At 75.5% G+C, this 21,275-nt stretch carries 15 protein-coding genes; 12 read left to right on the plus strand and 3 right to left on the minus strand.

Annotation, left to right across the window (positions count from 1 at the left end; genetic code table 11):
* Nucleotides 1–182, plus strand: a 182-nt coding sequence (locus ACFVWU_RS38635) for a hypothetical protein (RefSeq protein ID WP_387629888.1), incomplete at its 5' end; no start/stop codon positions are given.
* Nucleotides 182–3,274: a bpX6 domain-containing protein gene (locus ACFVWU_RS38640; protein WP_387629890.1), complete on the plus strand. Its 3,093-nt coding sequence runs from the start codon at nucleotides 182–184 to the stop codon at nucleotides 3,272–3,274. The genes ACFVWU_RS38635 and ACFVWU_RS38640, both read left to right, overlap by 1 nt.
* Before the next feature lie 60 nt (nucleotides 3,275–3,334).
* Here the strand turns inward: ACFVWU_RS38640 and ACFVWU_RS38645 are convergent, their stop codons facing one another.
* Nucleotides 3,335–3,892 (minus strand): hypothetical protein, encoded by a 558-nt coding sequence (locus ACFVWU_RS38645; protein ID WP_387629893.1) that lies wholly within the window; start codon nucleotides 3,890–3,892, stop codon nucleotides 3,335–3,337.
* A gap of 91 nt (nucleotides 3,893–3,983) precedes the next feature.
* On the minus strand, nucleotides 3,984–4,718 hold the full coding sequence (locus ACFVWU_RS38650; protein WP_387629895.1) for a TioE family transcriptional regulator: 735 nt from the start codon (nucleotides 4,716–4,718) through the stop codon (nucleotides 3,984–3,986).
* 92 nt (nucleotides 4,719–4,810) lie between these two features.
* Here ACFVWU_RS38650 and ACFVWU_RS38655 point away from each other — a divergent pair, with 92 nt between their 5' ends.
* Nucleotides 4,811–5,956 (plus strand): erythromycin esterase family protein, encoded by a 1,146-nt coding sequence (locus ACFVWU_RS38655; RefSeq protein WP_387629898.1) that lies wholly within the window; start codon nucleotides 4,811–4,813, stop codon nucleotides 5,954–5,956.
* A gap of 37 nt (nucleotides 5,957–5,993) precedes the next feature.
* Here the strand turns inward: ACFVWU_RS38655 and ACFVWU_RS38660 are convergent, their stop codons facing one another.
* Nucleotides 5,994–6,938 carry a LysR family transcriptional regulator gene (locus ACFVWU_RS38660; RefSeq protein ID WP_387629901.1) on the minus strand — a complete coding sequence of 315 codons (945 nt, stop codon included), beginning with the start codon at nucleotides 6,936–6,938 and terminating at the stop codon, nucleotides 5,994–5,996.
* Between the two features lie 71 nt (nucleotides 6,939–7,009).
* Here ACFVWU_RS38660 and ACFVWU_RS38665 point away from each other — a divergent pair, with 71 nt between their 5' ends.
* From ACFVWU_RS38665 to ACFVWU_RS38705, 9 genes are all read left to right on the plus strand, one after another.
* Nucleotides 7,010–7,663: a maleylpyruvate isomerase family mycothiol-dependent enzyme gene (locus ACFVWU_RS38665; RefSeq protein ID WP_387629903.1), complete on the plus strand. Its 654-nt coding sequence runs from the start codon at nucleotides 7,010–7,012 to the stop codon at nucleotides 7,661–7,663.
* A gap of 141 nt (nucleotides 7,664–7,804) precedes the next feature.
* Nucleotides 7,805–9,028, plus strand: coding sequence for a PP2C family protein-serine/threonine phosphatase (locus ACFVWU_RS38670; protein WP_387629905.1), 1,224 nt, complete (start codon nucleotides 7,805–7,807; stop codon nucleotides 9,026–9,028).
* Between the two features lie 271 nt (nucleotides 9,029–9,299).
* Nucleotides 9,300–10,598, plus strand: a complete 1,299-nt coding sequence (locus tag ACFVWU_RS38675) for an MFS transporter (protein WP_387629908.1) — start codon at nucleotides 9,300–9,302, stop codon at nucleotides 10,596–10,598.
* Nucleotides 10,599–10,703: 105 nt separating this feature from the next.
* Nucleotides 10,704–11,963, plus strand: a complete 1,260-nt coding sequence (locus ACFVWU_RS38680) for a non-ribosomal peptide synthetase (protein WP_387629910.1) — start codon at nucleotides 10,704–10,706, stop codon at nucleotides 11,961–11,963.
* A gap of 149 nt (nucleotides 11,964–12,112) precedes the next feature.
* Entirely contained in the window at nucleotides 12,113–15,199 is a 3,087-nt protein-coding gene (locus ACFVWU_RS38685) for an amino acid adenylation domain-containing protein (protein WP_387629913.1), read from the plus strand.
* The gene (locus tag ACFVWU_RS38690; RefSeq protein WP_387629916.1) at nucleotides 15,196–16,371 is read left to right on the plus strand and encodes an acyl-CoA dehydrogenase family protein; all 1,176 of its coding nucleotides are present in this window, start codon (nucleotides 15,196–15,198) and stop codon (nucleotides 16,369–16,371) included. Before ACFVWU_RS38685 ends, ACFVWU_RS38690 begins: the two co-directional genes overlap by 4 nt.
* Nucleotides 16,372–16,398: 27 nt before the next feature.
* The gene (locus ACFVWU_RS38695) at nucleotides 16,399–18,231 is read left to right on the plus strand and encodes an amino acid adenylation domain-containing protein (RefSeq protein ID WP_387629918.1); all 1,833 of its coding nucleotides are present in this window, start codon (nucleotides 16,399–16,401) and stop codon (nucleotides 18,229–18,231) included.
* A 122-nt stretch (nucleotides 18,232–18,353) separates the two neighbouring features.
* Nucleotides 18,354–20,144 (plus strand): non-ribosomal peptide synthetase, encoded by a 1,791-nt coding sequence (locus ACFVWU_RS38700; protein ID WP_387629921.1) that lies wholly within the window; start codon nucleotides 18,354–18,356, stop codon nucleotides 20,142–20,144.
* On the plus strand, nucleotides 20,141–21,275 hold a 1,135-nt coding region (locus tag ACFVWU_RS38705), incomplete at its 3' end, for a condensation domain-containing protein (protein ID WP_387629923.1). The genes ACFVWU_RS38700 and ACFVWU_RS38705, both read left to right, overlap by 4 nt.

Here is a 21,275-nt window from a genome sequence, read left to right on the forward strand (position 1 = left end):
GGGTGGGGCGCCCCGCCCCCGCCGCCGGTGTCCGGACGCTCACCGCCCTGTCCGGCGGTTCGACCGCCCCCGCCGTCCACCCCCGGCTGCCGTTGATCGCCGCCGAACCACGCCCGGGCCGGATGGTGGTCGCGGACGCGGTCAGCGGGCGGTCGCACACCGTGATCAGGAGCGCCGACTGATGAGTTCCCCCGTGACGTCCCCCATCGATGCGGCCGGGTTCGTGCTCGACGTGCCGGTGATCGGCGCCGCCGAGGCGGCCGAGCGTGTCCTCCGGTACTGGCAGGACGGTGCCCGACTGGCCGAACTGCCGGACGGTCGCTGGCTGTTGGCCCTACCGGAGCCGGTCCTGACTCGCGCCGACCGCTCGCCCGGCGAGCCGCTGCGGGCCGTCGGCGGGGCGCTGGTGGCAGCCGGGGCCCCGGAAGATGCGGCAGTCGGCGAACTCGCGCTCACCGTCGGTGGAGTGACGTGTCGTCATGTCATCGCCGAGCTCAGCGCCCTGGACCCGTCGGACTGGCTGGACCTGAGCGGCCTCACCCTGCACCGGCTCGCACCGGTCGGAACTCCCGCCGTGGCGGAGCCGGTTGAGACGGACCTCCGACGCGCGCCCGTCCTGGACCTACGGGCCGCGGCCGGCATCCCCGAGCCCAGCCAACGGGCCGGACGGCTGCTGAGCGAGCGCCACCGTAAGGCGAAGGCGAAGGCGAAGGCGACGGGACCGCGCCCGTACTGGCAACTGCTCGTCGCCGGCGTCTTCGTGGGCCTCCTGCTGTACCTCGCGCTGGGCAGCCACGACAGGTTCACCGACGTCCCGCTCGTCCTCCCGGTGGGCATCGGCCTGCTCGTCGGCCTGTCCGTCATCCCGTGCGCCCGGACGGCCCGGAGCGGCCGCGCCGAGGCCCGTCGTGCCCGCGCCGAGGCTCGTCGTGCCCGGCCCGAGGGCGCGGCGGCTGGGCGGCTCACCGGGCGGCTCACCGGGCGGAGGGAATGGTGGTCCCTCTTCCTCTCCGCCCTCCTGTGCCTCCTGCTCGGCCTCAGCGGCCTCGTCGCCGGAGGTTTCTCCGCCGGTCTGCTCCTGCTGACGCTCCTCGGGGCCTGCGGGGTCGCGCTGTCCGTGCTGCCGAGGATCCCCACGGTCGCCGGGCGCGCCCGCGCCGCCCAGGACGCGCAGGCGAAGGCGGTCCGCGCCGCCCGGGAAAGGCGGGCGAAGGCCGCCCGTGCAGCCCGGGAAGCACACGCGGCGGCAGGCCACGGCCCGGGACCCGCCCCGGCCCGGCCGCGCCCGCCCCGGCGCCCGCGCGGGCAGTGGCTGGCCGAGCTCGCCCTGCGCAGCCCCGCCCGTGCGCTGTTCCAGGACCGGCACGTCCGCTACCTGGAGCAGCTCATCCGCTCCTTCCGGCGGCGCCACTGGGAGGACGCCCTGCGCGACGCCCTCCCGCTGTCCGAGGGCGGCTCCCGGCAGCGCCTGCTGACGCTGCGCCTGCCCGACCGGTACGCGGGTGAGCTGCGGCCCAGCCCGCAGCAGCCCGGCGGGACTCTGCTGTCCTCGCCGGTCAGCGGGCCGACCGTCCACCAGCTCCTCACCGACCTCTACCGGGAGGCCGCCGAGGCGCTGGAGCAGGACGGCCGGATCGACGAGGCCGCCTATGTCCTCGCCGACCTGCTGGCCGCGCCCGCCGAGGCCGTGGCCCTGCTGGACCGGCACGGCCGCACCACGCAGGCCGCCGAACTCGCCGAGGGCCGCGGGCTTGCCGCGGAACTCGTGGTCCGGCTCTGGTGGCGGGCCGGGCAGCGCGAGCGGGCGGTGAGGATCGCCCAGCGGCGCGGCGCCTTCGCCGCCGCCGTCGAGCGGCTCGGCGCGACCGACCCGGCGGCCGCCCGCGAACTGCGCGCCGCCTGGGCGGAGCACCGCCGCCGGGCGGGCGACCGGCTCGGCGCGGTCGAGGCCGCCTGGCCGGACGAGACGCTGCGCCCGGGTCTGGTCGGCGACCTGCGGGAGGCACTGGAGCTGGGCGGGGCGGCGCACGGACGCGCCCTGGTCCACCTGCTGGCACTCGGCGAGGACGCCGCGGAACCCGCGCGGGCGCTGCTGACCGCTGACGCACCGGGCTCCGAGCGGGCCGCAGCCCTCACCGCGCTCGCCGAGCTGCGGTGCGCCGACCCGGTCCTGGACCGGGAACTCGCCACCGCCGCCGTGCGCTCGTTCGTCCGCACCGACGGGCTCGCCGGGCGCCGCGAGGCGCGCGGCGCGGGCTCTGTTCACGCCCGGCTCTTGAAGCGCGCCGACCCGCTGGTCGCCGCCGACCTGGCGCGGCCGCGACCCGTCCGGCCCGGCGGCGGCCCGCTCCTGGTCACCGCCGCCGACCGCGTCGGCACCCTGCCCGTCCTGGACGCCGCCTACCTGGACTCCGGCGCGGTGCTGGTGGCCTGCGGCCAGGCCGGCGTCCGGCTGCTCGGCCCGGACGGCCGCACCCGCGCCCGCTGGGACGTGCCCGCCGACCAGCTGGTCCTCGCCGACCACGGCGGCACCGCACTGCTGGCAGCCCGCTACGGGGAGGTCCGCGAGCTGTTCCGGCTCGACCTCGCCACCCGCAAGGTCGAGCGCTGGACGGCCCTGCGGGTGCGCCGGCTCGTGTCCTCGTACGACGGCCGCCACCTGCTCACCGTCGACCAGGACGGCATCGCCGTGCTCGACACGCTCACCGCCCGCCCGACCGTCGTCCACCGCGAACTCGGCGACGACCAGCGCCTCTTGGGTCGGATCGCCCGTACCCCCGACAGCTGTGCGGCCCTCGTCCGCACCCGGATCGGCTACCGCACGGACGAACTGACCGAACTGTGGCGCTGGGACCAGCCGGGATGGGAGCTGCGCGCCCGTACGGAGGTCAGCCCGACCGACGCCGTCGGTGCCGTGGCCCTCGCCGACGGACGCATGCTCGCCAGCGCGCCGAGCGGCACCCCCGGGCGGAGCGTGCTCCGCTGGAGCGGCAGCGGCAAGGCCGAACAGACCGTCCCCGGTCGGGTCGTCCTCGCCGGGGACGGTGCCCACTGGCTGTTCGCGTCCTCGTCCGAGGACGGCCTGCGCGTCACCGTCGGAGCGGCGACGGGCGCCGCCTTCACCGCCGTCGTGCCGGGTGCGGCGGCCACCCCGGTGGGCCTGCGGGCGCACGCCGGTGCGATCACCTGCTGGCACCGCACCGGCCGGGTGCTCGCCGTGAGCGCCGACGGTACCGACCTGCTCGCCAACCTAAGGGTCACGGTGCGGAGTTGACCTCGCCTCAGACCGGCCGGACTCGGCGTTCGTGCCGGTTCCAGGATGATGCGCGGAGTCTCAGCACTCCGCGGAGTCCTCGACACCCAGGTCGACACGCATGACGCCGCGCATCTCCTCCCACCTCTCCCAAAGCCACTTCAGATAGTCCCGGATCTCGTCGAAGGAGCCGTCCGGATCGGGGTTCCCCTCGTGCAGGCACAGCGTCTTGCGGTACGCCTCGGACAACGCTTGCGTGACCACGTCCAGTTGGTCCAACACCGGGCGTGAGGCGATCATCTGCGCTTCCGCGAAAGCCGCATGGTGCGCGTGACGGGCCTGCTCGAGCGCATCTCTCTCCTGCTCGGTCACCGTGCCCTGGTGTGAGCACCAGAGGAAGTTCATGATCGCGACCCGGTAGCGGCGGTAGGCCGCGTTCGTGGCCACGTAGCACGCACGGCGCTGGGCCAGGCTTTCCTGCCGCTGCTCGCGATCCCACTGCGTTCGCGCGGCCGACTGCTGGCGTTCGAAATCGTGCTGCGATGCTCGGGCCTGAGCCCGTTGGGCGAGCATCGGCGCCAACAAGGTGCCCGTGACACCGAAAACTGCGACCACCAGCGTGATGACCGCGCTCAACATCCTGTCCCCTCCCGTAGTCCCACGCTCTGACACCTTCCCCGTGGCGTCGGAGAACACAACTGTTTAGCAGCCGCGAACACCCGACGCCTCACTACCGGGGCGTACCGCTTCCGAGGGCGAGATAGGCGTCGAGCCGGGTGGCCGCGGTGAGCATCGTGCGGCCGCGGGTGGTGAGGCGATGGTGCCAGGCGTCGAGGGCCTCGGCCAGGGTGTCCGTACCGCCCGCCGTGCGGATCTGTCGGACCACGGTGGCGATGTGGGTCAGGGGGTAGCCGCCGCGGCGTAGCAGGTGGGCGAGTTCGGCGTCGCGGACGTCGTCGGGGCGGTAGCGGCGGTGGCCGGTGGCGCGGTCGCGGGGCGGGGTGAGGATGCCGGCGGCCTCCCAGGTGCGCAGGGTGGCGGGGGTGAGGCCGAGGTGGTGGGCGAGGTCGCCGATGCTGAGCGGGCCGGGGACGCGGAGGAGGCGCTCGGCGGGTTCTGCGGGTTCTGCGGGGGTGGCCGGTCCGGCCGTGAGGTGGTCGACGGCCTGACGGACGGCGGCGAGGGTCTCCCGGTCGCGCAACAGCTGGGCGTGGCCGCGGTCGATGGCGGTCAGCGCCTGGTCGAGGCGGTCGGCGTGGACGGCGGTCATGATCCGGCCGCCGGTGGCGTGACCGTACCCGGAGACCAGGGCGAGGTAGGCACGCAGGGCGGCGGCGTGCCGCTCGGTGTAGATCCGGTAGCCGCTGGGGGTGCGGTCGGCGGGCGGGAGGAAACCGTCGCGCTCGTAGTTGCGTACGGCCTGGGTCGAGAGGCCGTGCTCGCGCGCGAGGTCGGCGGGGCGCATGGCGTTGGACTCCCTTTGAGACTTGTCCCGGTGGTTGAGCGGCCCTGCTGCTGAAAGTCTCAACCGAGCTTTCAAGGATACGCTTGAGGTCCATGAGTCAGGACATCCGAGACTTCCTCACCCCCTCCTGTGAACTCCTGGCGCTCGGCGAGCCGACGCACCAGGAACCGGCCTTCGGCCGGGTCCGCAACCAACTCTTCGCCCAACTGGTCGAGCGGGGCTACCGTTCGATCGCCCTGGAGACGGACCGGGTGGCCGCGCTCGCCGTGGACGACTACGTCCAGGGCGGCGCGGGCACCCTCGACACGGTGCTGGCCGAAGGCTTCACCCACGGCTTCGGCGCCCAGCCCGGCAACGGCCGACTCGTCGCCTGGATGCGCGAGTTCAACCGCGATCGGGGAGCCGGGGAGCGGCTGGCCTTCCACGGCTTCGACACTCCGACCGAGAACACCATGGCCCCCAGCCCGCGCGGCTACCTCGAACACGCCCGGGACTACCTCCAACTCGACCTCGACATCGCCGCGTTGACGGGCGGGGACGAACGCTGGAGCAGCGAGCAGGCGGTGCTGGACGCGGCGAGCTCGCCCGGCGCCACGCCCGAGGCCGCGACGCTGCGCCGCGTCGCCGACGACCTGATGACCCAACTGTATCTGCGGGCACCCGAGTTGATCGCGTCCAGCTCGCGCGCCGAGTGGCTCCGGGCCGGGACGCACCTGCGGGCCGGGCTCGGACTGCTGCGCTACCACGCGCAGGCGGCGGTCCAGGGCCTCGGGTTGAGCGATCGGGTGTCCGGGCTGCTCGGACTGCGGGACGCGCTGATGGCGCGGAACCTGCTCGACATCCGGGCCGTCGAGGCCGAGCGCGGCCCGACCCTGGTGTTCGCCCACAACCTGCACCTTCAGCAGGCCCCGAGCACCTGGGCCGGGGGAGAGCTGGACTGCCGCTGGAACGGCGCGGGCCGCATCGTCGGCCCGCTGCTGGGCGAGCGGTACGTCTTCGTGGCCGGGAGCCTCGGGCGCAGCGAGGCGCTGGGGCTCGGCGAGCCGGCGCCGGGGACGTACGAGGCCCTGCTGCAGCGACCGGACACCGCCTGGGAGTTGGTGGCGACGCCGATGCCCGGTGAAGCCCGCGCCCGGACGGACACGGCCCCGCAGCAGGGCTACTTCTTCGACCGGGCCGGTTTCGACGGGGCGGCCGCGGTGCTGCACATCGGCGACGGCGCGGCGGCCGCCGCGTAGACGCAGGTCAGGGCCCGCGTGGTCGCCGGCGCTCCGGTCAGGGCCCCGGGTAGGTGGCGCGCAGGTGGTCCAGCAGGGCGGCGGTCGGCGGTGCCGGCCGCCGCCCGGTGGGCCAGGCCAGGGTGATCCGTACGCGCGGGACGGGGTCGGTCAGTCGTCGGATCCGCAGGCCGGGGGCGGGCCCCGGGTCCGGCAGCACCGCCACGCCCAGGCCGTGCACGGCGAGTTCGGCCAACTGGGGTGGGGCGGCGGCCTCCACGGCCACGGTCGCGCTCACGCCCGCCTCGGCGAGGGCGCGCTCCAGGGCCGTCCGCAGGCCGGTGCCGCGCGGCGTGCCCACCAGAGCGTGCCCGGCGAGCGCGGCGACGGGCAGCGGACCGTCGGGGGCGGCCGTCAGCGGATGGTCCTCGGGACAGACCGCGACCAGCGGGACCTCCAGCACGGTGTGCAGGGCGAGTCCGGCGAGCGCCGTCCAGCCGTCGTCGCCCTCGCGCCCCCCTTCGGCGGTGGGCAGGCCGATCACGGCGAGGTCCAGCCGTCCTTCGCGCAGGGCGGCCAGCATCCGCGCGGTGGTGTCCTCGGCGAGCGAGAAGTCGATGCCGGGATGCTCCTGACGGAAGGAGGCGAGCGTGGTGGCGAGCCCGGGGAAGGTGCCCAGCGCGGGCGGCGGGGTGAGCGCCGCCCCGGCGACCATGCCGAGCCGGACGTGCCCGCGCCGTAGCCCGCCGAACTCCTGCGCGGTCTGCCGGGCGGCCGCCGCGGCGGCGAGGGCGGCCTGGGCGTGCGGCAGCACCGCCTCGCCGACCCGGGTCAGTCGGACGGTGCGGCTCGATCGATCGAGCAACGGATGCCCCAACTCCCGTTCCAGCTGCCGGATCTGGGCGCTCACTCCGGGCTGGCTCAGGTGCAGCAGCTCGGCCGCCCGGGTGAAGCTGCCGTGCTGGGCGACGGTGACGAAGTACTGGAGCTGCCGGAGTTCCATAACTGTTGATCATAGGTGGCAGAACTGCCTGGTCTTGGACGTGCGGACGGTCCCGGCCGCAGGCTGGGGGCATGGAGAGCGTGCGGCAGGAACAGGGTGTGGAGTGGATCCGCGAGCAGATCGCGGCGGAGCGTCGGGAACTCGCCGAGGTGTTCGCCGGCCTCACGGCGGAGCAGTGGGAATCGCCGTCACTGTGCGAGGGCTGGCGGGTGCGCGAGGTGGCCGCCCACCAGAGCACCGGCTTCCGGCACTCGACGGCCCGGACGGTCTGGGAGCTCGCCCGCTCCGGCGGCAGCATCCACCGGATGGCCGACCGCGTCGCCCGCCGCGACGCCGCTGTCCTCACCGACCGTGAGCTGTCCGCCGCCATGGCCGACCACGCCGACCACCCCTGGCGGCCCCCGGTCGGCGGCCGGATCGCGGCCCTCGCCCACGACGCGGTCCACGGCCTCGACATCACCGTGGCCCTCGGGCTGCCGCCGCGACTCCCGCTGCCCCGCGCCGCCGCCCTGCTGGGCGCTGTCTCGGCGCGTAGCGTGCGCTTCTTCGGCGCCCGGCTGGACGGAGTGCGGCTGCGGGCGACGGATCTGGAGTGGTCCTACGGGCAGGGGCGATCGGTGGTGGAGGGCCGGGCGGAGCACCTGCTGCTGGTGGCGTACGGGCGGCGGGTGCCGCGCGGGCTGCTGACGGGGGAGGGGGCGGAGCTGTTCGCGTGGGGTGGGTAGGGGGTGTCGGCTGCCGGCGGCGGCCTGTCGCGCGAGATCCGTCAGCTCCTTCCGCCGCCGGACCTGCGTTTCGGCACCCCCGTGCCTACGATCGGAACGCACCCCTTCCGAGTGCAGGGCGAGACGGAAGCGAGGTCGCAGATGGTCCCGAGGTCCGTGCAGTGGCCGCCGTACGTGCGGGTCGCGCCGTGGTTGCTGATCGTCGGCGGGCTGATGTGGAACTCGCTGGATACGACCAACTACTGGGGCGATCCGATGCTGGCGGCGGCCGCCGTGCTGGCCGGTGCGCTGCTGACGCTGCGGGACACGGTGGCCGTCGGGGTGGCGACCGTGACCGGGATCCTGGTGCTGTCCTCGCAGGACGGGTCGATCGGGACCAGGGCCGGATACCTGGAGCTGGCGAACACGGTGTTCGCGGCGCTGCTCGGGGTCGGGGTGAACCGGGTGGTGGCGCGGCACGGGCGGCGGCTGGCGCGGGTGAGGTCGGTGGCGGAGGCGGCGCAGCGGGCGGTGCTGCCGGAGCCGCCGGGGCGGGTGGGGGAGCTGGAGGTCGCGGCCTGTTACCGAGCCGCCCAGGACGAGGCACTGATCGGCGGGGACGCGTACGCGCTGCAGGTCACTCCGTACGGGGTGCGGGTGCTGATCGCCGATGTGCGGGGCAAGGGGCTGCACGCGGTGGGGGCGGTGTCGGTGCTGCTGGGCGCGTTCCGGGAGGAGTCGCACCGCGCGCCGGACCTCGCCGCGCTCGCGGACGAGCTGGAGCGCTCGTTGACCTGGGAGAGCGCCCAGCTGAGCGAGGAGCTGCGGCTGGAGGGGTTCATCACGGCGCTGCTGGTGGAGTTCCCGCCGGGGGAGGGGACCGCGCGCACGCTGGACTGCGGCCACCCCGGGCCGTACCTGCTGGGCGGTGATCCCCCGGTGTGTCGGTGGGACGCCGCCGACCCGGGACTGCCGCTCGGGATGGGCGCGCTGGGGGTGGGACGGCCGGAGCCGGAGACCTGGCCGTTCCCGCCGGGGTGCACGCTGCTCCTGGTGACCGACGGGGTGACCGAGGCGCGGAACGCGGCCGGGGAGTTCTACGACCCGGTGCTCGGGCTGGCCCCGCTCGGCCCGTTCGCGGGCCCCCGGGAGGCGCTGGACGCGCTGGTGGCGGACGTGGCGCGGTGGACCGGCGGGCCGCGCGACGACGACATGGCGGTGCTCGCGGTGACCCGTCGCGGAGCCGGCCAGAGCGCCGGGTGGAGCGCCGGCCGGAGCACGGGTGGAGCGGCCGGCCCTGTGGTCCACGGTCCGGCCCGGTCAGGCCGATATCACGGAGAGGTTGCGGACGGTAAGCGCTCCGTGGAATCCGGCCAAGTTGACTGACGTGCTCCGGTGGCCGGAAAGGTGGTGTCCGGATATCGGATGGTGATCTGGACCGCTGGGCTCGCGGGCGGCGTGGATCCCCCGGCGGGCCGCGCTGACCTGGTCGACGGGCGGGTACGGCGTCGCCGTGGATCGGCTCCGGGGCATAAGGGGCCGTAGGGGAGGTGCAAGGACCGGTCACGGCAGTGGCGGGATCCGGCCGACTCGTGGTTCGTCCGGAAACGGTTCCGGCGGTTGCCGCGTATCGAAGAGGTGACCGAGAGTCGCACCAATGAACGAGACGCTTCGCCAAGCCCGTCTGCTCGGTCACCGCGACTTCCGGCTGCTGTTGACCGGAGCCGCGGTGGCCCAGACCGGCAGTCAGGTCACCCTGGTCGCCCTGCCGTTGGTCGCGGTGGTGGTGCTCGACGCCACACCGTTCGAGGTGGGCCTGCTGACCGCCGCCGAGACCGCGGCGTTCCTGCTGGTCGGACTGCCGGCCGGCGCCTGGCTGGACCGGATGCGCAAGCTCCCGGTGCTGATCCGCGCCGACGTGGTGCGCTGCATCGCCGTCGGCTCGATCCCGCCGGCGGCGGCCCTCGGCGTGCTGACCATGCCGCAGCTCTACCTGGTGGCGCTGGTCACCGGCGTGGCCACGGTCTTCTTCGACGTGGCTCACCACTCCTTCCTGCCCGTCGTCCTGCCCCGCGATCAACTGGTCGGCGGCAACGGGGCGTTGGAGACCGTACGGTCCTCGGCGCAGATCGCCGGGCCGGGCCTCGGCGGAGGGCTGGTCCAGCTGCTCGGCGCGCCGCTCGCCATCGTGGCGGACGCCTGCGGTTACCTCGCCTCCGCCCTGCTGCTCGCCCGGATCCGGGTCGAGGAGGCGCGGCCGGAGCCCGAGCCCGGGCGCTCGCTGCGCGCCGAGGTCGCCGAGGGCGTGCGCTTCGTCCTCGGACACCCGCTGCTGCGGGCGATCGCCACCGCCACCGCCACCGCCAACCTGTTCGCCGCCGTACTGATGGCCGTGCAGACGGTCTTCTGGGTACGGGTGCTCGACCTGCCGCCCGGCGCCATCGGCGCGCTGCTGTCGACCTCCGCCGTCGGCGGGCTGGCCGGCGCGCTGTGCGCGGGGCGGCTCGCCCGCTGGGTCGGGCAGGCCCGGCTGATCTGGCTGTCCACCCTGGTGAGCGCGCCGTTCGCGCTCCTGTGGCCGCTGTCCCAGGGCGGTGCGGGGGTGTGGTCGTTCGGCCTGGCCTCGGGCGTGGTGCTGTTCGGTGCGGTGGCCTACAACGTCGCGCAGGTCAGCTTCCGGCAGAGCGTCTGCCCGCCCGAGCTGCTCGGCCGGATGAACGCCACCATGCGCTTCCTGGTCTGGGGCACCATGCCGCTCGGCGCCCTCGGCGGCGGACTCGTCGCCGACTGGTCCGGGCCGCGCACCGCCCTGTGGCTCTGCGCGGCGGGCTTCCTGCTGGTGCCCGTGCCGCTGCTGCTCTCGCCGCTCCGGCGGATGCGCGACCTGCCCGAGGCGCAGACCCGGGACGACACCCCGGCCGCCGAGCAGCCCGCCGCGAGCCCGAGCACTCCCTGAGCCCGTGACCCCGTGACCCTCTGAACCTCTGAACCTCTGACCCGAGCACCTGAACATCCGAGTACCCGAACACCTGAGCCGAACCCGGAAACCGGAGACCGTTCCGTGCACGCCAGCATCACCGCCGCCTACCTCGCCCGGTACCGCTCCGCCGCCGCCGACTCCCCGGTGGAGCTGCTCCCGCTGACCGGCGCCCAGCGGCGGTTCCTGATCACCCGCCGACTCAATCCGCTGACCCGCTCCGACATCGTCCCGCTGTTCCTCGCCTACCCCCGCGGCACCCTCGACATGGCCCGGCTGGGCCGTGCGGCCGCCGTGGTCGCCGTTCGCCACCCCGCGCTGTGCGGCGGCTTCACGACCGTCCGCGGCACGCCCGTGCTGCGGGTCGGCGGGCCCTCCGTCGAGGCCGCCCGGATCGCCGTGGCCGGCCACGGCACCGCCGAGACGGCACTGCGCGCGGCCCTGCTGGACTGGCCCCTCGACGGCCCCGCGCTGCGCCTGCTGGTCGCCCAGGACCCGGACGGGGACGAGGAGTTGCTCGCCCTCGCGCTGGACCACGCAGCCTGTGACGAGCAGTCCCTCGGGGCGCTCGTCGGCGAGCTCGCCGAGGCCTACCGGCGGGACGAGCCGCCCACGCCCGGCCCCGACCGGCAGGCCCTGGCCGACTTCCGGGAGGCCGTCGAACTCCAGCTCGTCGCCGAGGAGGCCGCCGCCGGCCCGGCCGCCCAGGCCCACTGGGGGCGCCGGCTCGGCGGCCTGACCGGGGCGGGCGGCGGCGCGGCCACGGCCACCGGCATGCTCACCGAACGGCTGCCCGCCGCCGAGGGCGCCGCTCGCAGCGCCGTCTTCCCCGCCCTGCTGGACGCCGTCGGCGCCGCCGCCCAGCGACTGCACCGCGCGGACGGCCCACTCGCCCTCGGCTATCCCTGGGGCGGCCGCCCGCCCGGCGCGCCCGCCGCGCTCGGCTGCTTCCTCAACACCCTGGTGCATGCCGTGCCGACGCAACCCGCCGCCGACCTGGAGACGCTCTGCGACGCCTGGTGGGACGACCTCGACCACGCCGGCACCCCCTTCGACGAGGTGGTCCGTGCCGCCCGCGCCGCCGGCTCCCCGTGGTCGGGCGCGCTGGACGCGATGCTCACCATGGAAGACCTGCGCCGCCGCCCGCCGTTGGAGCTCGACGGCGTCCCCGGCCGGGAGGTCCACATCGCCGGGCGGCCGCTCGCGGCACCGCTCGCCGTCGCCGCCGCGCACGGCGACGAGCTGCTGGTCCGCCTGGCCTGGGACAGCGAGCGTTTCCCGGCCGCCGACGCCGAGGCCGCCTTCGAGCAACTGCTCACCGTCCTGCGCCGGCACCTCTCCTAGACCGACAGACCGCCAGACCGCAGCCCCCAAGCCCCGGGCCGCACCCTCACCCCGGTGCGGTCCGGCCCCCACCGGCCGCACCGGGACCACCCCAGGCCCGCGCCCGGCCACAGCGGTGCCAACACGCCCACCACACAAGGGAATCACCCATGTTCGCACTCTCTCCCTCGCAGGAGATCGTCTGGCTGCACGAGCAGATGCTGCCAGGCAGCCGCGCCTACAACTTCACCGCCGTGCTCGACCTGTGGGGCACCCTCGACCGGGACGCGCTGCACACGGGCCTCGCCGCCGTCCTCGGCCACCACCCGGGCCTGCGGCTGGAGTTGGTGGCCCGGCCGGAAGGCCTGCCCGGCCAGCGGGTCGCCGAGAACTGCCAACCGGAGCTCCGCCACAGCGACTTCACCGCCGAGACCGACCCGGAGGCGGCCTTCCGCCGGCTGCTCGCCGCCGAGGCCGAGGAGCCGCTGGACACCTTCCGGGCGCCGCTGCTGCGCTGGCACCTGGTCCGCCTCGGTGAGGACCACCACCGGCTGATCCACGTCGAGCACCACCTCGTGCACGACGGCCACTCCTTCGCCATCCTGCTGCGCGACCTGTTCACCGTCTACCGCGCCCGCGTCCTCGGCCGGCCGTACGAGCTGCCCACCGCCCCCTCGTACGAGCAGCACGCCCGCCGCTCCGTCGACCCCACCACCCGCGAGCGCGACCTCGTCTTCTGGGCCCGGGAGTTGGCCGACGCCCCGCGCGAGGTCACGCTGCCCGGGTTGGCCCGGCCCGGCGTCGAGCGGCGCCACCGCGGTGGCCAGCTGCGCCAGTCGATCGGCGCCGACCTCGCCGAGCGGCTGCGCGAGCGCAGCAAGGCCGACGGCCACACCCCGTTCAGCACCCTGCTCGCCCTGTTCGCCGAACTGCTGCGCCGCCACAGCGGCCACCGCGAACTCGTGGTGGGCACCGCCGTCGGCAACCGGCCGGAGGGCTTCGAGAGCACCGTCGGCATGTTCGTCAACACCGTGCCGCTGCGCCTTCGGCTCGACCCGGCCGCCCCCGGCACCGAGGCCGTGGACGAGACCACCGACGTCCTGCTGCGCGCCCTGCCGCACCAGGACCTGCCGGTGCAGGAGCTGACCCGCCGCCTCGGGCTGCACACCGGCGGCGCCGACAACCCGCTGTTCAACGTGATGTTCAGCGCGCACGACGCCGCCCTGCCCGACGTCCAGGCACCCGACCTGGAGGTCTCGCTCTACGAGGGCTTCAACACCGGCACCACCCGCTTCGACCTCGACCTGGTGCTGCTGCCCGACGACCGCCGGGTGGTCGGCGAGAAGCACGGTGCCGCCGGGATGACCCTGGTCTGGGACTACGACGCCGACCTCTTCGGCGAGGCCGAGGCGGTGCTGCTGGCCGACCGCCTGCTGGAGCTGCTGCGTCGCTACCTCGACCGGCCGGAGGCGCCGCTCGCCGAGCTCGCCCCCGCGCCCGAGGCCGAGCCGGCCGCCCCCGTCACCCCGGTCGGGCTCGACCCGGCCGCCGCCCACGACCCCGGCGCGCTCGCCCTGCTGGCCGGCGCCGAGCGCATCAGCTACGGCGAACTCGACCGGCGCGTGGGCGAGTTGGTCGAGCGGCTGCGCGCCGCCGGGGTCACCCCCGGCCAGCCGGTGGCCGCCGTCCTGCCGCGCGGCGCCGACAGTGTGGTCGCCCTGCTCGCCTGTCTGCGCCTCGGCGCCGTCTACGCGCCGCTGTCCACCGAGGACCCGGCCGCCCGGCTCGGCCTGCTGCTGGAACGCCTCGCCCCCGCGCTCGTCCTGGCCACCCGGCAGAGCGCGCTCGCGCTGCCCGCCGAGGGCGTCACCCCGGCGCTGCTGGACGGCCCCGCCTTTCCGAAGGCCGAGCCCGCCGCCGTGCTGGAGGGCGCCGCCTACGTCATCCACACCTCCGGCTCCACCGGCGTGCCCAAGCCCGTCCTGGTCGGCCGGGAGGCGCTGGCCGGGTACGTCGCCGCGATCGCCGCCCGCTACGAACTCACGTCCGCCGACCGGGTGTTGCTGTTCGCCCGGCCGTCCTTCGACGTGGCCCTGGAGGAGGTGCTGCCCGCCCTCGCGGTCGGCGCCGCACTCGTGGTGCCACAGCGCGAGGTGCCCACCGGCCCGGAGCTGGTGGCCGTACTCGCCGCCCGCGGCGTCACCGTCGCCAACCTGCCGACCAGCTACCTGCTCGGCGTGCGCGAGGACCTGCGCGAGGCGCTGCGCGACGGCCGCTGGACGCCCAGGCTGCTCGTCCTCGGCGGCGAGCGCCTGCCCGCCCGGGCGCTGGCCGGCCTGACCGGGGCCACCACCGTGCTCAACGCGTACGGCGTCACCGAGGCCACCGTCACCTCCACCGTCCACCGGATCACCGAGGCCGACGTCGCCGAGGACGGCGAGATCCCGCTCGGCACCGAGATCGACGGCGTGCGGATCCACGTCCTGGACGAGACGCTGCGCCCGCTCCCGGCCGGCTGCGTCGGTGAACTCGTCGTCGGCGGCGACCTGTTGGCCGAGGGCTACGTCGGCCTGCCGGAGCCCACCGCCGCCCGCTTCACCACCGTCCCCGCGCTCGGCGGCGAGCGGGTCTACCGCACCGGCGACCGCGGCTACCGCGACACCGAGGGACGACTGCGGTTCCTCGGCCGCGCCGACAACCAGGTCAAGCTGCGCGGCCACCGGATCGAACTGGAGGAGATCGAGGCCGCCGCCTCCGCCGAACTCGGCGGCCGCTCCTGCGCCGTGCTGCTGCACACCGACCCGCGGACCGGTCCGCGCCTGGTCGGCTTCCTGGAGGGCACCGACCGCCCCGACCAGGCCGCCCTGCACACGGCACTGGCCCGCCAGCTGCCCGGCGGACTCGTCCCGGCCTCCTGGACGGCCGTCCCCTCGATGCCCACCCTGCCCGGGGGCAAGCCCGACCGCGTCGCCCTCGCCCGGTTCGCCGACGAGACCCCCGAGCAGCAGGAGAGCGCGCCCAGCGCCTTCGCCGACCCTGGCCAGGAACTGATCGCCGCCGCCTGGCGCGAGGTGCTCGGCCACGACCGCTTCACCGCGGACTCGCACTTCTTCGAGGTCGGCGGCCACTCGCTGCTCGCCGCCCAGCTGGCCGCCTTCCTGGAGCCGCACCTGGGCAGCCGTCCGCCGCTGCGCACCCTGTTCCGCCACGCCGTGCTGGCCGACCAGGCCCGCGTCCTCGCCGGAGGCTCCAAGTGAGTGCCCCTTCCGCCGTCCTCGAAGCCGGCCACCGCGAACTCGTCGACGCCTTCGAGAGCTTCGTGCGCCGCGAACTCGTGCCGCTCGCCGCCGAGTTGCCCGAGACCGCCGACCAGGTCCCGGCCGACCTGCGGGCCTATGTGCGCAAGCGCTCCGCCGCCCTCGGCTTCTACGCCGGGGACTACCCGGAGGAACTCGGCGGCGCCGACATGCCGTTCACCGCCGTCGTGCTACTGCACCACGCCGCCGGACGAAGCGGCTGCGTGCTCGCCCCGTACGCGCTGGCCGGCTCCGACGGTCCCAGCCCGTTGCTGCGACACGGCACCCCCGAGCAGATCGAGCGCCACCTCGTTCCGCTGGTGCGCGGCGAGCAGACCCGCTGCCTGGCGCTGACCGAGCCGCAGGCCGGTTCGGACGCGTTCCGGCTCACCACCACTGCCGTGCGCACCGGTGACGGCTGGGTGCTGAACGGGCGCAAGACCTTCGTCAGCAACGCCGAGCACGCCGGGATCGCGCTGGTGGTCGCCGCCACCGACCTCGGCGACGGCGCCGGGCCCACCGCCGGGGCCACCGCCTTCGTGCTGCCGATGGACCAGCCCGGACTGCGGATCGGCCAGCGCTACGAGGGCATGTCCGGCGAGCCGCTGTTCGAGTTGCTGCTCGACCAGGTCGGCGTCGGCCCGGAGGCCGTCATCGGCGGCGAGGAGGGCATCGCGGCGGCCACCGCCCTCGCCATGGACAGCCTCTCCCGGGGCCGCCTGGTCGTTGCGGCGATGTGCAACGGCATCGCCGAGTACGCGCTGCGCGCCGGGGTCGAGTACGCCCGCGAGCGGCGCGCCTTCGGCCGGGTGATCGGCGAGTACCAGCACGTCCAGGAGCACCTGGTGACCACCCGCGCCGAGGTGGAAGCGTCCAAGCTGCTCACCCTCGCCTGCGCCCGGCTGGTGGACGAGGGCAGCGAGGCACCCGAGAACGCGGCACTCGCCAAGCTCACCGCCTCCGAGACGGCCGTGCGCGCGGTGGACCGCTCGCTCCAGGTGCACGGCGCCACCGGCTGGGTGCGCGGCCACCCGCTGGAATTCCTGTACCGCTATGTCCGGATGACCACGATCATCGAGGGGACCTCCGAGGTCCAGAAGGTGATCATCGCCCGTTCCATGGGCCTGAACTGACGGCTAGTCACTTATCTGGAGTCGATGATGGAATCCCTGAGCATCGGGTACGGCCGTCCGCACCAGGACGGCGGGGTCCTTGACCTGTTCACCGGCTGGGTGCACCGCACCCCGCACGCACCCGCCCTGATCGACGGCGAACAGAGCTACAGCTACGCCGAGCTCGACCGCCTCGCCGACGCCGTCGCCGAGACCCTACGCGGCCGGGTCGGCAAGGGCGACCTGGTCGGCGTCTGCCTCGGCCACTCGGTGGCGCTGGTCGCCGTCACCCTGGCCGCCGCCAAACTCGGCGCCGTCCACCTGCCGCTCGGCCCGCGCCCGGGCGAGCGGCGGCTGCAGGCCGTCGCCGAACAGCTGCGGCCCGCCTGCCTGGTCGGCGAGCCGACCGTGCTGCCCGCCGGCGGCGAGCGGCTGTCGCTGGACCTGCCCGCCACCGGCGCGGTGGAGGCCGTACTGGCCTCCGGCGACCAGGCGGCCGTACCGGTCGGCACCCACTACGCGGTGCTGACCTCCGGCTCCACCGGCACGCCCAAGGCCGTCGCCGTCACCGAACCGGCGCTCGGCGCGCTGCTGCACTGGTACCGCGAACTGACCGGCCTCGGCCCCGGCGCCCGGCACAGCCTGCTGATCGGGGTGGCCTTCGACCCGCACCTGCTGGAGCTGTGGGCCGGCCTCACCTCCGGCGCGGCGCTCGTCGTCGCCCCCGAGGCCGTGCGCTGGGACTCCGGCGCGCTCACCGACTGGTTCCGCGAGGCCCGGATCACCGCCACCGTGCTGCCCACCCCGCTGGCCGAGCCCGTTCTCGGCCGGCCCTGGCCCGCCGGACTCGCGCTGCGCCACCTGATGGTCGGCGGCGACCGGCTGCGCCGCGCCCCCGGGCCGGACGTCACCGCGACCGTCCACAACGCCTACGGCCCCGCCGAGGCCACCGTCGCCACCACCGTGCACACCATGGCCCCCGGCGGCGACCACGGCGACGGCGCGCCGCCGATCGGGCTGCCCGTCCCGGGCGCGGTGGTCCTGGTCACCGACGAGCAGGGCCGCCCCGTCCCGAGAGGAGAGGCCGGCGAGCTGCGGATCGGCGGCCGGGGCCTGGCCGCCGGGTACCTCGACCCCGAGCTGACCGCCCGCCGTTTCGTCGAGGTGCCGCGCGGTGTGGAGGGCATCGACCGGGTTTACCGCAGCGGGGACCGGGTGGTGATGCGCGCCGACGGCGTGCTGGAGTTCCACGGGCGCCTGGACGACCAGGTCAAGGTCAGCGGGGTGCGGATCGAACCCGCCGAGGTCGAGGCCGCCTTCGAGCGCGACCCGCGGGTGGGCCGGGCCGTGGTCGCCGCCCAGGCCGCGCTTGCGGGCGGCGTACGGCTGCTCGCCTTCGTCCAGGCCGAGGACGGCCTTGCGGGCGGTGTAGAGCCCGTCGAGCCCGCCGACCTGCTGGACGCGGTGCGGCCCTGGCTGCCCGAGCAGGCCGTGCCCTCGGTCGTCCGGCTGGTCGATCGCTACCCGCTGGACGCCAACGGCAAGGTGGACCGCGCGGCGCTGCTCGCCGCCGAGGAGTCGTTCCCCGTGGGCTCGGAGACCTCGGAGACCGACGTGACCGACGTGACCGACGAGGGTGACACCCCGGTCGAGCGCACCGTGCTGAAGCTCTGCCGCGAGCTGATCGGCCGCGCCGACCTCGGTCCGGGGGACAACTTCCTGGCGTCTGGCGGAAACTCGCTCGCCGCCGCCCGACTGCTGGAAGCCCTGGAGGGGGAGTTCGGCGTCCGCCTGCGCGCCGCCCTGCTGCTGCGCCAGCCCGACCTGCGGGCGGTCGCGCGGCTGGTCGAGGAGCGGATGCCCAGCACCTCCGTCGCCTGAGGCCTGTCTCGCGGGTCCTCGCCGGGCCCGCACAACCCGAGAGACGGGCCCTCGGCCCCGACCGTCCACCTGACCACCGGCGCCCCGGCCCTGCCGCCGGGGCGCCCGGAAGAGAAGCAGCCATGACGCCCACCCTCCCCGCCCTCGCCACCCTCCCGGCCCTGATCGCCCGGCAGGCCGAGCAGCACCCGAGCGCGCTCGCCGTGACCGACGGCTCCACCTACCTGACCTACCGCGAACTCCTGGACGCCTCCGGCCGGTTGGCCGCCGTGCTGGCCGCGCGCGGGATCGGCCCCGGCAGCGCCGTCGGCCTGCTCTGCGCCCGCTCGGCCCGCCTGGCCGTCGCCCAGCTCGCCGTCTGGCGGGCCGGCGGACATATCGTCCCGCTCGACCCGGCCTACCCGCGCCCGCGCATCGCCGAGATGACCGCCGACGCGGACGCGCGCCTCGTCCTCGGCGACAAGGCGCTGCTCGCCGAGGCCGGACTGCCCGAGGAACGCACCCTGGTGCTGACCGAGCGCGGCACCGAGGCCGCCGCCACGGCGGTGCCCGACGCCGCCGAGGCGGCCGCACCCGCCCTGGTCTACTACACCTCCGGTTCCACCGGCCGTCCCAAGGGCGTGCTCGTCCCGCACAGTGCCGTCGCCGACCTGGTCACCGCCCCCGACGCGGTCGCCCTCGGCCCACGCGACCGGATGCTCGTCCACTCCACCGTCTCCTTCGACGGCGCGACCTTCGAACTGTGGGCCCCGCTCGCCCGGGGCGCCGCCGTCGCGATCTCCCCGGCCGAGCGGCCCTCCACCGAGGAACTCGTGCGCGACGTCGAGCGGTTCGGCGTCACCACCGTCTTCCTCACCACCGCGCTCTTCCACCACCTGGCCGCCAAGCAGTCGCGGATCTTCGGCGTGCTGCGCACCGTCGTCGTGGGAGGCGAGGCGATGTCCGCCGAGCACGCCGGGGCGGTGCTGCGGGCCTTCCCATGGCTGGAGCTCTACAACGGGTACGGGCCCACCGAGGCCACCACCTTCACCACCCTGCACCGGGTCACCCCGGCCGACTGCGAGCTCGGCGCCGTCCCGATCGGACGGCCCTTCGGCGGCGCCCGCGCCCTCGTCCTGGACGAGCGGCTCGCGCCGGTGGAGCCTGGCACGGTCGGTGAGCTCTGGATCGCCGGCGAGCGGCTCGCCCAGGGCTACCTCAACCGGCCCGAGCTGACCGCCGAGCGCTTCCGCGAGCTGCCGGGCCACGGCCGCGCCTACCGCAGCGGCGACCTGGTGCGCCAACGGCCCGACGGCGTCCTGGAGTTCCACGGCCGCACCGACGACCAGGTCAAGGTCCGGGGCTTCCGGATCGAGCCCGGCGAGGTCGAGCACGCGCTGCTGCGGATCCCCGAGGTCGCCGAGGCGGCCGTGGTGGTCCGCCGCGCCGGGCAAGGCGACGCCGCGCTCACCGCCTGCGTGGTCCTCGCCGAAGGAGCCCGGCCGGCCGTCGAGACCCTGCGCGGCCTGCTCGCCGAGCGGCTGCCCGCCCACCTGGTACCCACCGCCTGGACCGTCCTCGACGCGCTACCGCTCACCGGCAGCGGCAAGGTCGACCGGCGGGCGCTCGCCACCGCCCCGGACCCGACCGTCGCCCCCGGGCCGGTCGAGGCCGCGCTCACCCCGATCCAGCAGGCCGTCGCCGAGGCCTGGAGCCGCGCCCTGGAACGCCGGATCACCGACCCCGCCGCCGACTTCCTCGCCGAGGGCGGCCACTCGCTGCTCGCCATGTGGGTCGTCGACGACCTGCGCGAGGACCTCGGCGTCGAACTCTCCCTCGCCGACTTCCTCGGCCACCCCACCGTGGCCGGCCAGGCCGAACTGCTGGAGCTCGCCCTGCGGGCCGCCGACGACACCCCGGGAGCCGACCGATGAGCAGCACCAGCCAGAGCGACCTGCTGCGCCGCGCCCGCCACCGCCGCGCCACCACCGCGCCCGACCGCCCGGCGGCCGACACCCTCGGCCCGGCCCCGCTCTCCCACGCCCAGCAGCGGATGTGGCTGATGGACCACCTCGGCCAGGGCGGCGCCCTCTACAACGTCCCGATCGCCACCCGGCTGCGCGGCCCGCTCGACCCGGATGCCCTGGCCGCCGCGCTCACCGCCCTCACCGAACGGCACGCCGCACTGCGCACCCGCTACCCGCGCCGGGGCGACCAGCCGTACCAGCAGATCGAGCCGGCCGGCCCGGTGCCGCTGCCGATCGTGGACGCGGACGGCACCGACCGGCTCGCCGCCGAGGCTGCCCGGCCCTTCGACCTCGCCGCCGGCCCGGTGCTGCGCGCCCTGCTGCTCCGACACGGGCCCGAGGACCACAGCCTACTGCTGACGATCCATCACATCGCCGTCGACGGCGGCTCCCTGCCCGTCCTCGCGGCCGACCTCGCCGAGCTCTACACCGCCGCCCGCGACGGCGTCGAGCCGCGGCTTCCGTCGCCAGGACTGCCGTACGCCGAGTACGCCCGACAGGAGCGCGCCCGCGACACCGAACTCACCGCCGCCGCCGACGCCCGCGCCGCCCACCTGGCCGGCGCCCGGCCGCTGCCGCTGCTGCGGCCCGTCCCGCCCGGCGCCCGCGAACGCCGCGCCGCCCTGCACGCCGCACCACTCGACCCCGCCACCGTCGAGGGTCTGCGGCAGCTCGGCGCTCGGCACGGCGCCACGCTGTTCGCCGTCGTGCTCGCCGCCGCCTTCGCCACCCTGCGCACCGCGTCGGGACAGGACGACCTCACCCTGGGCTGCGCCAGCGGCCACCGCGCCCGGCCCGAACTGCGCCGGACCGTCGGCCTCGGCGTCAACACCCTTGCGGTGCGCGCGGAGTTGGCCGGGGAGGATTCCTTCGCCGAGGCGCTCGCCCTGGTGCGCGGCGCGCTGCTCGACGCGCAGCAGCACCACCAGGTGCCCTTCGACCTGGTGGTCGAGCGGCTCGGCGCGGCCGCGCGCGGCGCCGTCGGCACCCCGCTGCTCTCGGTCAGCTGCGACCTCGTGCAGCCCGTCACGCCGCTGG

This window comes from Kitasatospora sp. NPDC058190 (assembly GCF_042883685.1).
GTDB lineage: Bacteria > Actinomycetota > Actinomycetes > Streptomycetales > Streptomycetaceae > Kitasatospora.